The organism is Pseudomonas sp. 18058, assembly GCF_902706155.1.
Lineage (GTDB): Bacteria > Pseudomonadota > Gammaproteobacteria > Pseudomonadales > Pseudomonadaceae > Aquipseudomonas > Aquipseudomonas rustica.
Genome location: NZ_CACSJY010000005.1, coordinates 24,808 through 39,875, shown reverse-complemented (window position 1 = coordinate 39,875; position 15,068 = coordinate 24,808). Strand labels below are relative to the sequence as shown.

At 59.5% G+C, this 15,068-nt stretch carries 13 protein-coding genes and 1 riboswitch; of the genes, 7 read left to right on the top strand and 6 right to left on the bottom strand.

Annotation, left to right across the window (positions count from 1 at the left end):
- The first annotated feature begins 84 nt into the window (after positions 1 to 84).
- The 3 genes from GVL50_RS04125 (at position 85) to GVL50_RS04115 (ending at position 3,346) form a co-directional block, all read left to right on the top strand.
- On the top strand, positions 85 to 1,848 hold the full coding sequence (locus GVL50_RS04125) for a flavin monoamine oxidase family protein (protein ID WP_159811868.1): 1,764 nt from the start codon (positions 85 to 87) through the stop codon (positions 1,846 to 1,848).
- A 339-nt stretch (positions 1,849 to 2,187) separates the two neighbouring features.
- Positions 2,188 to 2,739: a cytochrome b gene (locus GVL50_RS04120; RefSeq protein WP_053124660.1), complete on the top strand. Its 552-nt coding sequence runs from the start codon at positions 2,188 to 2,190 to the stop codon at positions 2,737 to 2,739.
- Between the two features lie 31 nt (positions 2,740 to 2,770).
- Positions 2,771 to 3,346 carry a YceI family protein gene (locus GVL50_RS04115; RefSeq protein ID WP_159811867.1) on the top strand — a complete coding sequence of 192 codons (576 nt, stop codon included), beginning with the start codon at positions 2,771 to 2,773 and terminating at the stop codon, positions 3,344 to 3,346.
- A gap of 242 nt (positions 3,347 to 3,588) precedes the next feature.
- Here GVL50_RS04115 and GVL50_RS04110 read toward each other — a convergent pair whose 3' ends face one another.
- The 4 genes from GVL50_RS04110 to ahcY all read right to left on the bottom strand — a co-directional run bounded on the left by GVL50_RS04110 (position 3,589) and on the right by ahcY (position 9,102).
- A complete protein-coding gene (locus GVL50_RS04110) occupies positions 3,589 to 5,469 on the bottom strand; it encodes a DEAD/DEAH box helicase (protein WP_053124657.1) in 1,881 nt (626 codons plus the stop codon).
- 222 nt (positions 5,470 to 5,691) lie between these two features.
- Positions 5,692 to 6,504, bottom strand: a complete 813-nt coding sequence (locus GVL50_RS04105) for an ABC transporter substrate-binding protein (RefSeq protein WP_159811866.1) — start codon at positions 6,502 to 6,504, stop codon at positions 5,692 to 5,694.
- Between the two features lie 169 nt (positions 6,505 to 6,673).
- On the bottom strand, positions 6,674 to 7,519 hold the full coding sequence (gene metF / locus GVL50_RS04100; protein WP_053124662.1) for a methylenetetrahydrofolate reductase [NAD(P)H]: 846 nt from the start codon (positions 7,517 to 7,519) through the stop codon (positions 6,674 to 6,676).
- Positions 7,520 to 7,692: 173 nt separating this feature from the next.
- Positions 7,693 to 9,102, bottom strand: a complete 1,410-nt coding sequence (gene ahcY, locus GVL50_RS04095) for an adenosylhomocysteinase (RefSeq protein WP_159811865.1) — start codon at positions 9,100 to 9,102, stop codon at positions 7,693 to 7,695.
- Positions 9,103 to 9,125: 23 nt separating this feature from the next.
- Positions 9,126 to 9,225: riboswitch (S-adenosyl-L-homocysteine riboswitch) on the bottom strand.
- 198 nt (positions 9,226 to 9,423) lie between these two features.
- Here ahcY and GVL50_RS04090 point away from each other — a divergent pair.
- Both GVL50_RS04090 and GVL50_RS04085 read left to right on the top strand, forming a co-directional pair.
- Positions 9,424 to 9,831 carry an acyl-CoA thioesterase gene (locus GVL50_RS04090; protein ID WP_007913723.1) on the top strand — a complete coding sequence of 136 codons (408 nt, stop codon included), beginning with the start codon at positions 9,424 to 9,426 and terminating at the stop codon, positions 9,829 to 9,831.
- Positions 9,832 to 10,015: 184 nt separating this feature from the next.
- A complete protein-coding gene (locus GVL50_RS04085; protein ID WP_159811864.1) occupies positions 10,016 to 10,906 on the top strand; it encodes a formate/nitrite transporter family protein in 891 nt (296 codons plus the stop codon).
- On the opposite strand, the gene GVL50_RS04080 is transcribed toward GVL50_RS04085, so the two are convergent.
- Positions 10,873 to 11,769 (bottom strand): LysR substrate-binding domain-containing protein, encoded by an 897-nt coding sequence (locus GVL50_RS04080; RefSeq protein WP_159811863.1) that lies wholly within the window; start codon positions 11,767 to 11,769, stop codon positions 10,873 to 10,875. The genes GVL50_RS04085 and GVL50_RS04080 overlap by 34 nt on opposite strands.
- Positions 11,770 to 11,881: 112 nt before the next feature.
- Between GVL50_RS04080 and GVL50_RS04075 the strand changes: the two genes are divergently transcribed.
- Together GVL50_RS04075 and GVL50_RS04070 are read left to right on the top strand one after the other, a co-directional pair.
- Positions 11,882 to 12,298 (top strand): VOC family protein, encoded by a 417-nt coding sequence (locus GVL50_RS04075; RefSeq protein ID WP_159811862.1) that lies wholly within the window; start codon positions 11,882 to 11,884, stop codon positions 12,296 to 12,298.
- A complete protein-coding gene (locus tag GVL50_RS04070; RefSeq protein ID WP_159811861.1) occupies positions 12,285 to 13,583 on the top strand; it encodes an amidase in 1,299 nt (432 codons plus the stop codon). The genes GVL50_RS04075 and GVL50_RS04070 overlap by 14 nt, the downstream gene beginning before the upstream one ends.
- 4 nt (positions 13,584 to 13,587) lie before the next feature.
- On the opposite strand, the gene GVL50_RS04065 is transcribed toward GVL50_RS04070, so the two are convergent.
- Positions 13,588 to 14,850, bottom strand: a complete 1,263-nt coding sequence (locus tag GVL50_RS04065) for a sodium:proton antiporter (protein WP_159811860.1) — start codon at positions 14,848 to 14,850, stop codon at positions 13,588 to 13,590.
- Positions 14,851 to 15,068: the final 218 nt, after the last annotated feature.

Sequence of the window (15,068 nt, the reverse complement as noted above, 5' to 3'; positions counted from 1 at the left end):
GATGGCTAACGTATTCTTCGCGGTTCTTTGGGTCGTCTGACCCGCACAACTGCTTTTTTCTGTGGTATTTCCGGAGTTCGCTGAATGTCTGTCGGTTGGCTGCGCGCCTGTGCGCTGGTGATGTTGGGGCTGTTCAGCGTTACGGCGCTGGCCAAGGATAAAACTGCAATCGTGATCGGCGGCGGCCTGTCGGGTCTGACCGCCGCTTACGAACTGCAAAACAAGGGCTGGCAGGTCACGCTGCTGGAAGCCAAACCGAGCATGGGCGGGCGCTCGGGCATGGCCACCAGCGAGTGGATCGGCAACGACAAGACGCAGCCGGTGCTGAACAAGTACGTGTCGACGTTCAAGCTGGGCACCACGCCCGCGCCGGAATTCGTGCGTACGCCGAGTTATCTGATCGACGGCGAGTATTTCTCCGCTGCTGATATGGCAACCAAGCAACCGGCCACCGCCGAAGCGATCAAGCGTTACGAAAAAACCGTCGATGACCTGGCGCGTTCGATCGATGATCCGCAGAACCCGGCCGCGACCAACACCCTGCACGCGCTGGACCAGATCACCGTGGCAAGCTGGCTCGACCGGCAGAACCTGCCGGCCACTGCGCGGCAGTTGATCAACCAGGACATCCGCACTCACTACGACGAACCTTCGCGTCTGTCGCTGCTGTACTTCGCGCAGCAGAACCGCGTTTATCGCGGCGTTTCCGACCGTGACCTGCGTGCTTCGCGTCTGGTCGGCGGCAGCCAGGTGCTGGCGCAGGCGTTCGTCAAACAGATCAAAACCATCAAGACCAACTCGCCGGTATCGGCGATCGTTCAGGACAAGGACGGCGTGACCGTCAAAGTCGGCAGCGTTGGTTATCAGGCGGACTACGTCGTGTTGGCCGTGCCGCTGCGTGCGCTGAACAAGATTGCCCTGACGCCGGCGCTGGACGCCCAGCACATGGCCGCGATCAAAGGCACCAACTACGGCTGGCGCGACCAGATCATGTTGAAGTTCAAGACGCCAGTGTGGGAACCGAAGGCGCGCATGTCCGGCGAGATCTACAGCAACACCGGTCTCGGCATGCTCTGGATCGAGCCTGCGCTGAAGGGCGGCGCCAACGTGGTGATCAACCTGTCCGGCGACAATGCCCGCGTGATGCAGGCGTTCGGCGACAAGCAGATGGTCGATCAGGTGCTGATCCGTCTGCACGCGTTTTATCCACAGGCCCGTGGCTCGTTCACCGGTTATGAAATCCGCCGCTACAGCACCGACCCGTCGATGGGCGGCGCTTACCTGGCTTACGGCCCGGGCCAGATCAGCAAGTTCTGGCGCCTGTGGGAACGTCCGCTGCAACGCGTAGCGTTCGCTGGCGAACACACCGACACCTTGTACCCGGGCACGCTGGAAGGCGCACTGCGCACCGGTCAGCGTGCGGCCAGTCAGGTTGAAGATCTGGCGGCGGGCAAATCCTTTGAGCCAGTGAAAGTGGTGCCGGCTGCAGCAGCGGCGGCGGGTGCCGTGGCGGCGAAGAAGGGCAACTTCTTCAGCAACCTGTTCGGCGGTTCGGATGACGAGAAGAAGCCTGAGCCTGTGAAGGCGCCAGAGCCGGCTCCTGCTCCGGTAGCACCAGCACCTGCGCCGACTCCTGCAGTTGCGCCAGCTCCGGTGGAAGCACCGAAGCCTGCGGCACCGGTGAAGGCTGAGCCAGCGAAGAAAGCGGCGGCCAAGCCTGCGGCGAAGAAACCGGCGGCTAAAACCGAAGCGAAAAAGCCTGCGGCGAAACCGGCGGCAAAGAAGGCTGAACCGGCGAAGAAGCCAGCGGCCAAGCCTGCTGCAACGACCGAGACCAAGGCGCAGTAAGCCTTGCGGTGAATGAAGAAGCGCGGCGTTTATGCCGCGCTTTTTTTTGCCTGTAAGACCGCTTTCGCGAGCAAGCCCGCTCCCACATTTTGACCGAGTACTTCCGGTAAGAATGCGATCACCTGTGGGAGCGGGCTTGCTCGCGAAGGGGCCGGCGCAGGCAACCCGATTCCATTGCTTAGAAACAACATCCCGCCACACTTTCCCCGTTAATCTTTCCTTAACACGCCACTTACAGACTCTTGATCGTATTTCTCGATATTTCAAAGCGAAATTTTCCGCTTTAATTCGATAGATAACTCGCTAGTCTTGGTTCGCAGTTCTCACAGGATTTGGGCAATGCAGCTACGTAACTCTTCTTCGCGCTACGGTTGGGTCAGCATCTTCATGCACTGGGGCGTGGCGCTGGTGGTCTTCGGATTGTTTGCGCTGGGTCTGTGGATGGTCGGGCTGGATTACTACAGCAGCTGGCGCAAAGAGGCGCCGGATCTGCACAAGAGCATCGGCCTGGTGTTGCTGGCCGTGATGGTGTTACGGGTGCTGTGGCGCTTTATCAGCCCACCGCCGCCGACGCTGCAAAGCTACAGCCGCATGACCCGTCTCGGCGCCAAGTTCGGCCACGGGTTTCTGTATCTCGCGCTGTTCGCTGTGATGATTGCCGGTTACCTGATTTCCACCGCAGACGGTGTCGGGATCCCGGTGTTTGGCCTGTTTGAAGTTCCTGCACTGCTTTCCGGGCTACCGGATCAGGCAGATACCGCTGGGGTGATTCACCTGTGGCTGGCGTGGATACTGGTAATTTTTTCCGGTCTCCATGCGTTGGCAGCTTTGAAGCACCACTTTATCGATCGTGATGTGACCCTGACGCGAATGCTCGGTCGCAAAGCCTGAAATTCAACCTCGACTCAAAGGAAAAGAAAGCATGTTGAAAAAGACTCTGGCCGCTCTGGCAATCGGTTCTGCACTGCTCTCGGCTCAGGCCATGGCAGCGGACTACAAAATCGACAAGGAAGGCCAGCACGCCTTCGTTGATTGGAAAATCAGCCACCTGGGTTACAGCTTCATCCACGGTACCTTCAAAGATTTCGACGGTACCTTCTCGTGGGATTCGGCCAAGCCTGAAGCCAGCAAGATCTCCGTTGATGTGAAAACCGCCAGCCTGTGGTCGAATCACGCTGAGCGTGACAAGCATATCGCCAGCAAAGACTTCCTCGATGTTGGCAAGTTTGCTGACGCCAAGTTCGTTTCTACCGCCGTTAAATCGACCGGCGAAAAGACTGCTGACGTGACCGGCGACCTGACTCTGCACGGCGTGACCAAGCCTGTGACCTTCAAGGCCACGTTCAACGGCGAAGGCAAGGATCCATGGGGCGGCGAGCGTGCTGGCTTCAACGCCACCACCACCCTGAACCTGAACGATTTCGGGATCAAGGGCCCAGGTCCTACCTCGCAAACTGCGGATCTGGACATCTCGCTGGAAGGCGTGAAAGTTAAGTAACTTTCCCCCTGCCACACAAAAACGCCCCCGGTTGAAAGGCCGGGGGCGTTTTTTATTGCCCGCCACAACACAATTCCCCCTGTAGGAGCTGCCGAAGGCTGCGATCTTTTGATCCTGGCTTTTTGCAGATCAAGATCAAAAGATCGCAGCCTTCGGCAGCTCCTACAGGCAGCGGGTTTGGGTCGTCCATAAAAAATGCCCCGGCTCTTTCGAGGCGGGGCATTTTTCAGTGCAGCGTTAACTCAGCGATTGCGGGTCAGCAAGGCTGGTTTTTCGCCACGTGGGCGGCTTGGCAGTTGATCGAGCTGCTCAGGCGTCGGGAAGCGGTCGGCTTTCGACTCCTTGTGCATGATCTTCGGGCCAGTGCTGCGCGGGTTTTGCACGGCTGGCTCGCTGCGTGGCTGATCGTCACGGGCTGGACGGCGGTTGCGCGACGACGAAGCGTCATCGCGACGCGCCGGCTGACCATCACGCGGTGCGCCGTTGCGCGGGCCGCTGCGTTTGGCCGGTGGGGTGCCGGTGCTCGAACCGTTGCTGTTGCGCGGGCCGTTCTGGCGACCTTGTGGCTGACCGCCACGAGGTGCGCCCGAACCTGCGCCTGCACCTTGAGCCGGTGCGCCTGGACGACGGCCGCGACCGCCAGCCGGAGCCGGCTTGGGCACGTAGTCAACGCGGTTACCGAAGTTATCCACATCGTCATCGAGGAACTCGTCCGGCGCACGATCAGCTGCCGCACGTGGCGGCTGGCTTGGACGCTGTTCGCGGGCCGGGGTGCCTTCGCGCGGTTTCTGCTGACGCGCAGGACGCTCGCCACGTTCACCGGCCGGCTTCTCTTTGCCCTTGTCTTTGCCTTTGTCTTTACGACCGCCGCCACCGCCGCCGCCATTCGGCCCGTCGCCGCGTGGGCCACGTGGATTGCGCGGGTTACGCACGTCCGGACGCTCACGCACTTCCGGCTTCTCGGCTTCAATGGTGCTCGAATCGAAGCCCATCAGGTCGCCGTCGGCGATTTTCTGCTTGGTCATGCGTTCGATGCTTTTCAGCAGTTTTTCTTCGTCCGGCGCGACCAGCGAAATCGCCTCGCCCGAACGACCGGCACGGCCAGTACGGCCGATACGGTGTACGTAATCTTCATCGACGTTCGGCAGTTCGAAGTTGACCACGTGTGGCAACTGATCGATGTCCAGACCGCGTGCGGCGATGTCGGTCGCAACCAGAATGCGTACCTGGTTGGCCTTGAAGTCGGCCAGCGCTTTGGTGCGCGCGTTCTGGCTCTTGTTACCGTGGATCGCCACAGCCGGCAGGCCGTGTTTGTCCAGGTATTCGGCCAGACGGTTGGCGCCGTGCTTGGTGCGGGTGAAGACCAGCACCTGTTCCCACGCGCCGGCGGTGATCAGGTGCGCCAGCAGCGCACGCTTGTGGCTGGCCGGCAGACGGAAGACGCGTTGTTCGATGCGCTCGACCGTGGTGTTCGGCGGCGTCACTTCGATGCGTTCCGGGTTGTGCAGCAGCTTGCCGGCGAGGTCGGTGATGTCCTTGGAGAACGTCGCCGAGAACAGCAGGTTCTGACGCTTGGACGGCAGACGCGCGAGGACTTTCTTCACGTCGTGGACGAAGCCCATGTCGAGCATGCGGTCGGCTTCGTCGAGGACGAGGATTTCCACGTGGGACAGGTCAACACTGCCTTGGCCGCAGAGGTCGAGCAAACGACCCGGGCAAGCAACGAGCACGTCAACGCCACGGGACATGGCCTGAACCTGTGGGTTCATGCCGACGCCGCCGAAGATGCAGGCGCTGACGAATTTCAGGTCACGGGCGTAGATCTTGAAGCTCTCGTGTACCTGGGCCGCGAGTTCGCGGGTCGGGGTCAGGACCAGTACGCGCGGTTGGCGCGGGCCATGACGCTGGGATTTGTCCGGGTGACCGTTGGGGAACAACCGCTCCAGGATCGGAAGGGCGAAACCGCCGGTTTTACCGGTACCTGTCTGAGCCGCCACCATCAGGTCGCGACCTTGCAACACGGCGGGAATGGCCCGCTGTTGCACCGGAGTAGGCTCGGTATAGCCCGCATCTTCGATGGCGCGGACTAAAGCCTCGGAGAGACCGAGGGAAGCAAAGGACATGAGTAATCCTGTTTTAGTTAGGGCTTGGCCCAATGGGAGTCTTGCCTGGCGCGAATCACGTTTAAGAGGACGCAATCCCGTCCGGTCCTGCTGCGGTTCCGAAGGCACGTCTGGAGTGCTCGCGCGGGCTGGGAAGCTGCGCTGTAGCGGGTCGAGAGGCCTTTTACGGTTCCGGGCGTCCGGGCGTGAGCCTGGCGGGAACGCCGGAGTATAACAGAGCAATCACTGCGCGCTGCTTTCCTGCTGCTCAACGGTTTTGCGGCTGGCCGAGGCATTGCCCAGCGGCGCGACATCGGACGGGGCCGCGCCGTAGCGCGCGCTTAGCTCGGCGTAGGCCGGTTCGCGCTTGAAACGCTTGAGCTCGGCACCGAAACGCTGCACCAGTAAATCCATGCCAGCATTGCGCCGAACGGCCAAAAACTGGCTCTGGCGGCTAATCACGGTCGGGTTTTCAGTGATCTGATTGCGGATATCCAGCTCATCGAGCAAATGCTGGCCGACGCGGCGATCGGTGATCAGCAAGTCGATACGACCACGCACCAGTTTGCCGAAATTGGCTTCGTGGGTCGGTGCCGGTTCGCGAGTAAACAGAGTCGAACTGCTGAAATCGGGGCTATATAGATAGCCCGGCGAGGTGCCAATGGTCAGGCCTTTGAGTTCTTCGAGTGTGCTGAACGGGTGCGGTCGATCGTTGGCGTAGAACATCACGAACTCGACGTCCGACAACGGTTCGCTCGGGTAGAGCAGGGTGGCGTCGCGCTCATCGCTGTGAAAGATATCCAGCGCACCGTCGGCCTGACCGGTTTCGAGCATCGACAGGCAACGCTTCCATGGCAGGAACTGCCATTCGACTTCGATGCCCAGTCGTTTGAAGACAATGGCGGTAGTTTCGTAGTCGAGCCCGAGGTTTTTGCCGTTCTCTTCGTAGACGTAAGGCGCCCACGGCTCGGTGACAATACGCAACTTCTCGCCTCGAGCAGCGAAGCTCAGGCAAGCAAAAACCAGCACGGCGAATAACTGTGTGATCAAGGGCATGGCTTGAGATTACGACGAGAAACGCGAAAGAGCCAGAAGGTGGCAGCAGATGCTCTGTTTCGGGCGTTTAAAAGCAAAAGATCGCAGCCCACGGCAGCTCCTACATTGGTATTAATCACCCTGTGTAGGAGCTGCCGAAGGCTGCGATCTTTTGATCTTTCTTTGAAACTTAGCGCGGCAACTTCAGGTTATTCCAGATCGCCAGACTCGGTTCAGCCTGGTTCATGGAATAGAAGTGCAGCCCCGGTGCGCCGCCCTGCAACAGGCGTTCGCACATCTCGCTGACGACTTGCTCGCCAAAGCGCTGAATGCTTTGCGTGTCATCGCCGTAGGCTTCCAGTTGCTTGCGGATCCAGCGCGGAATTTCCGCACCGCAGGCGTCGGAGAAGCGTGCGAGTTTGCTGTAGTTGGTGATCGGCATGATCCCCGGGACGATCGGCAGATCGACACCCTGTGCCTGCAAACGGTCGACAAAATAGAAGTAGCTGTCGGCGTTGAAGAAGTACTGGGTGATCGCGCTGTCGGCGCCAGCCTTGGCTTTGCGCACGAAGTTGGCCAGATCGTCTTCGTAGTTGCGTGCTTGCGGATGCATCTCCGGGTACGCAGCGACTTCGATGTGGAAATGATCGCCGGTTTCTTCACGAATGAATTCAACCAGTTCATTGGCGTGACGCAGCTCACCGCTGGTCATGCCCATGCCGGACGGCAGGTCACCACGCAGGGCGACGATGCGCTTGATGCCGGCAGCCTTGTACTCGTTCAGCAGGCCGCGCAGGTCGTCCTTGCTGTCGCCGACGCACGACAGGTGCGGTGCGGCCGGTACTTTGACTTCGCTTTCCAGTTGCAGAACGGTGTTGAGGGTGCGATCACGGGTCGAACCACCAGCGCCATAGGTGCAGGAAAAGAAATCAGGGTTGTAAGTGGCCAACTGACGGGCAGTGGCGAGCAGTTTTTCATGCCCAGCATCGGTCTTGGTCGGGAAGAACTCGAAGCTGTAGCGACGGTCTTGGGACATGGTCATACCCTTGGAAACACGTAAGCCGGACGCTGCACCCTGTAGGAGCTGCCGCAGGCTGCGATCTTTGCAGATCAACAGATCGCAGCCTGCGGCAGCTCCTACACAGAGCGGTCAGCAGCGCCAGTCAGGCAGCGCGGTGCGCCAGGCACACCGCGTCGACGCTCAGCCAATCAGTAGCGGTAAGCGTGCGGCTTGAACGGGCCTTCGACGGTCACGCCGATGTAGTCAGCCTGTTGCTTGGTCAGTTGAGTGACCACGCCGCCGAAGCCGCGAACCATTTCCAGGGCCACTTCTTCGTCGAGTTTCTTCGGCAGTACTTCAACGGTCAGACGCTCGGCTTTCTGGGCTGGCGACAGGTCGGCGTACTTCTGGTCGAACAGGAAGATCTGCGCCAGAACCTGGTTGGCGAACGAACCGTCCATGATGCGGCTTGGGTGGCCAGTGGCGTTACCCAGGTTCACCAGACGGCCTTCGGCCAGCAGGATCAGGTAGTCGTCGTTCTGCGCGTCGAAAGCGCCCGGGCCGGTACGGTGAATCTTGTGTACCTGTGGCTTCACTTCTTCCCATGCCCAGTTCTTGCGCATGAAAGCGGTGTCGATTTCGTTGTCGAAGTGACCGATGTTGCAGACAACGGCGCGCTTCTTCAGAGCTTTGAGCATGTTCGAGTCGCAGACATTGACGTTACCGGTGGTGGTCACGATCAGGTCGATCTTGCCCAGCAGTGCTTTGTCGATGCTCGCTTCGGAACCGTCGTTGATACCGTCGATGAACGGCGACACCAGTTCGAAACCGTCCATGCACGCTTGCATGGCGCAGATCGGGTCAACTTCGGAAACCTTGACGATCATGCCTTCCTGACGCAGGGACTGAGCCGAACCCTTGCCCACGTCACCGTAACCGATGACCAGCGCTTGCTTGCCGGACAGCAGGTGATCGGTACCGCGCTTGATCGCATCGTTCAGGCTGTGACGGCAGCCGTACTTGTTGTCGTTCTTGGACTTGGTTACCGAGTCGTTGACGTTGATGGCCGGGATGCGCAGTTCGCCCTTGGCCAGCATGTCCAGCAGACGGTGTACGCCGGTGGTGGTTTCTTCGGTCACGCCGTGTACGCGATCCAGTACTTGTGGGTACTTGTCGTGCAGCAGCTGAGTCAGGTCGCCGCCGTCGTCGAGGATCATGTTGGCGTCCCATGGCGCGCCATCCTTCAGGATGGTTTGTTCCAGGCACCACTCGTACTCTTCTTCAGTTTCGCCTTTCCAGGCGAAAACCGGGATGCCGGCAGCAGCGATAGCGGCAGCAGCCTGATCCTGAGTCGAGAAAATGTTGCACGACGACCAGCGTACTTCGGCACCCAGGGCAACCAGGGTTTCGATCAGCACGGCAGTCTGAATGGTCATGTGGATGCAGCCGAGGATCTTGGCGCCTTTCAACGGCTGTTCGCCGGAGTACTTGCGACGCAGACCCATCAGAGCCGGCATTTCCGATTCGGCGATGATGGTTTCGCGACGGCCCCAGGCAGCCAGGGACATGTCGGCAACTTTGTAATCGTTAAAATCTGCAGGCGTGATAACAGCGCTCATGAAGAGCCTCCATTCGTAATGTATGCGAATGGGCGCCGTTGTGCGTTTAGTGTCCAGCCTCAGGCCGGTCAACGCCCCATCCGAGCCTGACAGGTTAAACCTGCTGCAGCGCCCCTCGGACAGGTGGCGGGAAAACGGTATCAATTGAAGATGACCGTTTTGAAACGGTGGCGATTATAGCCGTCTAGACTTATCTTCCAAAGGGTTTCTGTCGGCCAAATGAAGATCGCTAATGGCGACCATAGTCGAAGCCGCATGGAGCATGACCGCTCAGTCTGACAAGATACCGCCCATCGTTCGGCAAGACACTCAGGAGTGAAGATGAATTTCCACACCCGCAAATGGGTAAAACCCGAAGACCTCAACCCTAACGGCACCCTGTTCGGCGGCAGCCTGCTGCGCTGGATCGACGAAGAAGCGGCGATTTACGCCATCGTGCAGTTGGGCAATCAGCGCGTGGTGACCAAGTACATTTCCGAAATCAACTTCGTCAGCGCCTCGCGTCAGGGCGACATCATCGAACTGGGCATCACCGCCACCGAGTTCGGTCGCACTTCGATCACCCTGACCTGCGAAGTGCGCAACAAGATCACCCGCAAGAGCATTCTCACCGTTGAGAAGATGGTTTTCGTGAACCTCGGCGAAGACGGCTTGCCGGCACCGCACGGCCGCACCGAAATCAAATACGTCAAAGACCAGTTCCAGGAAGATGAGTTAGTCAGCGAGTAATGCGAGCCCCGTAGGAGCTGCCGCAGGCTGCGATCTTTTGATCTTGTTTCTAAAAAATCAAAATCAAAAGATCGCAGCCTTCGGCAGCTCCTACATGTCCGACGCAGGATTTGCGTGGCACCTACAGAACGTATTCCAAGCCGCGAGGGTCGTAGCTAAACACCACCCCCACGGTTCCCACGCCATGACCACCCCTACCGACGGCAAGACCCCCGATCTCTCGGCCAAAGAACAGCACGAAGTCGAGAAAAACCAGCCGCCCCGCGCGGCCGTTCTGCATGAAATCATTCGCTCGCAAGGCGATCAGGAGCTGGAGCGCAGCATCGCCGCACTCTGGTGGTCGGCGCTGGCGGCCGGGTTGACCATGGGCCTTTCGCTGATGGGCATGGGCCTGCTCAACTCGCGCCTGCCCGACGGTGACGAATTCAAAGTGATCGCCAGTTTCGGCTACTGCGCCGGTTTCCTCGCGGTGATCCTCGCCCGCCAGCAACTGTTCACCGAAAATACCCTGACCGCCGTGCTGCCGGTCATGACCAAACCGACCCTTCAAAACTTCGGCCGGCTGATTCGTCTGTGGACGGTGGTGCTGGTCGGCAACCTCTGCGGCACGATTCTGGTGGCGTACGTGATGCTTGAGCTGCCGATCTTCGACACCAAGACCGATCACGCTTTCCTCGAAATCGGCCGCAAGGTCATGGAAAACCACGCCAGCCAGATGTTCGCCAAAGGCATCGTGTCCGGCTGGATGATTGCCACCATGGTCTGGATGATCCCGTCTATGGAGAGCGCGAAGATGTGGATCATCATCCTCATCACCTACCTGATGGCGCTTGGCGATTTCACCCACATCGTCGTCGGTTCGGCGGAAGTCTCATACCTGGTGTTTGCCGGCGAATTGCCGTGGAGTGATTTCTGGATGGTCTTCGCCGGGCCGACGCTGGCGGGGAATATCATCGGTGGCAGTTTCATTTTCGCGTTGATCAGCCACGCGCAGATTCGCAGTGAGAGCGGGACGCCGAAATCCAGCGGCCCTGATGAGGATCAAGGCGACTCGAAAGAGGATTCCGAGCGATGAGGCGTGTTCGTTGAAAGTGCCGCGCACAAAGCGCTGATCATGTTTGGCCGATCGGTTTGGGCCGAGCTGATCAGCGCGATCTCGCGGTCATAGCGATCATTGCCAATCTGGCTCACTGCGCATTGATGGCCCCATTGCTCAAAACCGGACCAATAGGGCACGAGGCTCACACCCATGCCGCCCGTCACCAGCATGGCAATGGTCTCCAGCGCATCCAGATCGACCATCGGTGTCGGCTTCAATCCTTGATCCGCCAGATATTGCTCGGCATAGCGGCCGCCCCAGGCGTCGGGGTCGTAGCGGATGTAAGGCTGGCTCATGAGTTGCGCAGGGACGCTATTCGAGGACTTTTCTTTCGACAGAAACACCAGCGGTTCCTTGCGCAAGGACACCGCTTGCAGGGCTTTGGGCAATTCGAACGGCGGAGCGACGAGGATCGCCGCGTCCACCTCGCCTGAAAGAAGTGCCTGATACAGCGATCGCGATGTTCCCGGCACGATCACCGGCGTCAAACCCGGCGCCGACACGGTCAGCGCGCGCAATGCTTCCGGCATCAGCCCGGTCAGAACCGTGGAAATCGCGCCGATTCGCAACTGTCCGGTCAGCCCTGCGCCGTCAGCGTCTCCCGCCAATAAGGCAACTTCGCGAACGATTCGTCTGGCTCTGGGCAACAAACCGAGACAGGCCTGACTCGGCTTGGCGGCATGCCCGACGCGGGATAACAGCTCAAAACCGAGCTGCCGTTCGAGCGCGAGAATGCGCTGACTGATTGCGGCGGCCGTCAGTCCTTCAATTCGCGCAGCATGGGCGATCGAGCCGCATTCGACGACGGTGATCAGGCTCTTTAAATATCGCGTGTCCATAAGAAATGCTTTCGATGGCGGTAAGAATTACAGGCTATCTCTTTTGATCTAAACCGCACAGTCTTCAAGCATTCCGCTGTTTCCATCGTCCGGTGATCGTCAGGAGTTCTATATGCAGTCGATTTTTCATCTCGCTATGCACGTCCGCGATTTGCAGGTTTCCCGCGATTTTTATGGAGGTTTGCTGGGGTGTAAAGAAGGTCGCAGTACCGAGACGTGGGTCGATTTCGATTTTTTCGGCCATCAATTGTCGTTGCACTTGGGCGAACCCTTTGCGGTCAGCAACACCGGGAAAGTCGGCGAGCATGACGTGCCGATGCCCCATCTCGGCGTGATCCTTGAGATGTCGGACTGGGTTGCGTTGAAGGAACGCTTGATCGAAGGCCAGGTGCAATTTGTGCTTCATCCGCACATTCGTTTTCCCGGAGAGCCCGGTGAGCAAGCCACGATGTTTTTTCTGGATCCTGCCGGAAATCCGATTGAGATAAAGGGCTTCACTGACTTGCAGGGTGTTTATGCGCAATTTTGATCAGGCTGATGCCACCGCCATTGCCGAAAGCGTGCGCTCCGCTGTTGTGAATGCGGAGACCGTTGCCGAGCATTTTCTTGAATGCGTCGATACGCGCGAGCCCATCATAAAAGCGTTTGTTTCGTTCGACCCGGAAGGGGTACGGCGCCAGGCTCGCCAACTGCAGAACGGTCACGCGAAAGGCCTGCTGGCGGGTGTGCCGGTGGGGGTCAAGGACATCTATGACACCGTGGATCATCCAACCCGTTTCTACTCGCCGATCTATGAGCACAATCGTCCTTCGCGTGATGCCCATGTCGTCGCACTGCTGCGCCAGGCCGGGGCGGTGATCATGGGCAAGACCCACACCACCGAATTCGCTTATATGCACACCGGGCCAACTCGCAATCCGCATGATCTCGACAGAACACCCGGAAGCTCCAGTGCAGGCTCGGCAGCGGGGATGGCGGCCGGATTTTTTCCGCTCGCGTTGGGCACGCAGACCGCCGGGTCGTTGATCAAGCCAGCATCCTACTGCGGTCTGTATGCGTTCAAACCTTCGTACGGGCTGGTTTCGCTGGAAGGGGTCAAGCCATTGGCGCCGAGTTTCGACACGGTGGGTTGGTATGGCCGCTCGGTGCGCGATCTCGAGCTGATGGCGCAAGTCTTGATCCCCGGTCTCCCGACGCTTGCTCATCAACAGAGCGTTTGCACGTTCGGCTTCTGTCGTACGGCGCGTTGGGATCAGGTTGATGAAGAGGTAGCCACAGCACTGGAAGCCGCGGTTGAGGATTTGCGACTGGCGGGCCATCAAGTCATTGAGGTGGTGCTGCCTGAGGCGTTTGCATCGGTATTCGATGATCATCTGTTGATCAACGATTGCGAGGGCGCCCGATCACTGGCCAAAGAGCTGCAAGCGCACCCTGACCAACTCAGCGAGGAATTACTGGCGATGATCGAGCGCGCCCGTCTGACGACGTGGGCGCAAGAGTCAGCGGCGAAGAAGCGCCTGGCAACGTTAGCCGCGGTGTTGGAGCTGATATTCCAACCGTTCGACGCGGTGCTGGGTGCGAGCTGCGGTATCGTCGCGCCGTTGGGACTTGGCGCGACGGGGCCTTCCGATTTCAGCAAGTTCTGGATGGCGTTTGGCTTACCGCAAATCAACCTTCCTCTCGTCCGCAAGACCGGGGCGTTGCCCATTGGCCTGCAAATGATTGGCGCGTTCAGAGCCGACAGTCATCTGTTATACGCTGCCGGGCAGGTTGAGGCAGTGCTGAGCACTGCCCGCGAGACGGCGCCACAGTGATGCGTCAGTGCGCAGATTCAGTCGCCGCTTTCGGCTCATTGCGCGTCGCATGCTTGACCAGTTTGCCGATGGTCAGGCCCTGCAGCAGGATCGACGACAGCACCACAATGTAGGTGATGCTCAGCAGCAAATCGCGCTCCGGCCCCAGCGGCAGGGCCAGCGCCAGTGCCACCGAAACACCGCCGCGCAAACCACCCCAGGTCAGAATGCGGATGGTGCCGGCGGGCACTGTGCGCCAGCGCCGTAGCAGCAGAATCGCCGGCGCGACGGTGAGCAGACGCGACAACAGAATCGCCACCGCCAACACACCGGCTGCGGCCATGTGCAACCAGTTGAACGGCAGCAGCAACAGCTCCATGCCGATCAGCGCGAACAGCAGCGCGTTGAGCATGTCATCGAGCAATTCCCAGAAACCGTCGAGATAACGACGAGTCATTTCGTTCATCGCCAAATTGCGCCCGACGTTGCCGATGATCAGACCGGCGACCACCATCGCGATCGGCGCTGACACATGAATCTCGGTGGCCATCGCCGAACCGCCGATGACCAGCGCCAGCGTCAGCATCACAGTGATCTGGTGCTGCTCGATGCTTTTGATCATCCGATAGACCAGGTAACCGATCAGCCCGCCGAACAGCACACCGCCAATCGCTTCGTGAACGAACAGCATGGCCGTGGCGCTGACGGTCGGGGTTTCGCCGAGTTGGGCGATGCCGAGCAACACGGTGAACACCACAACCGCCGTGCCGTCGTTGAACAGCGACTCGCCGACGATGGTGGTTTTCAGTGGTTTCGAGGCGTTGGCGGTACGCAACACGCCGAGCACCGCGATCGGGTCGGTGGGCGAAATCAGCGCGCCGAACAGCAGGCAGTAAAGGAAACTCACGTGCCAGCCGAACAGGGCAAAGATGTAAAAGGCGAGGCTGCCGATCACCGTGGTGGCGATCAACACACCGAAGGTCGCCAGCAGGCCAATCGGCCAGCGGTAGCTGCGCAAGTCGTTGAGGTTGACGTGCAAGGCGCCGGCGAACAGCAGGAACGAGAGCATCCAGTTCATCAGCAGATCGCCGAAGTCGATCTGGCCGATCAGTTGCTGCACGCGTTCTTCAAGACCGGGATAGCCGAGTACGCTCAGGCCTTGCAGGATCAGCGAGAACAGCAGCGCGGTGACCATCACGCCGATGGTCGGCGGCAGTCCGATGAAGCGGAAGTTGACGAAGGTGAGGAGGGTGGTGAGGCAGATGAAAGCGGCGACAAGTTCAAGCATCCGGGGTCCTTTGGATGGAGGGGTTTTTGAGGTGCGGCCATACTTGGGCGCAAGGGTTTGATGGGGTGACAGTGGCTGAGGGCACAAGCTTCCCTCACCCCAGCCCTCTCCCGGAGGGAGAAGGAGCCGATCTTGGTCGAATTCAAATCCTGAGTTCGACTCGAAGTTTCAGGTCGGCGTAACTCGCACATTCACCTCGGTCAGTCCCCTCTCCCTCC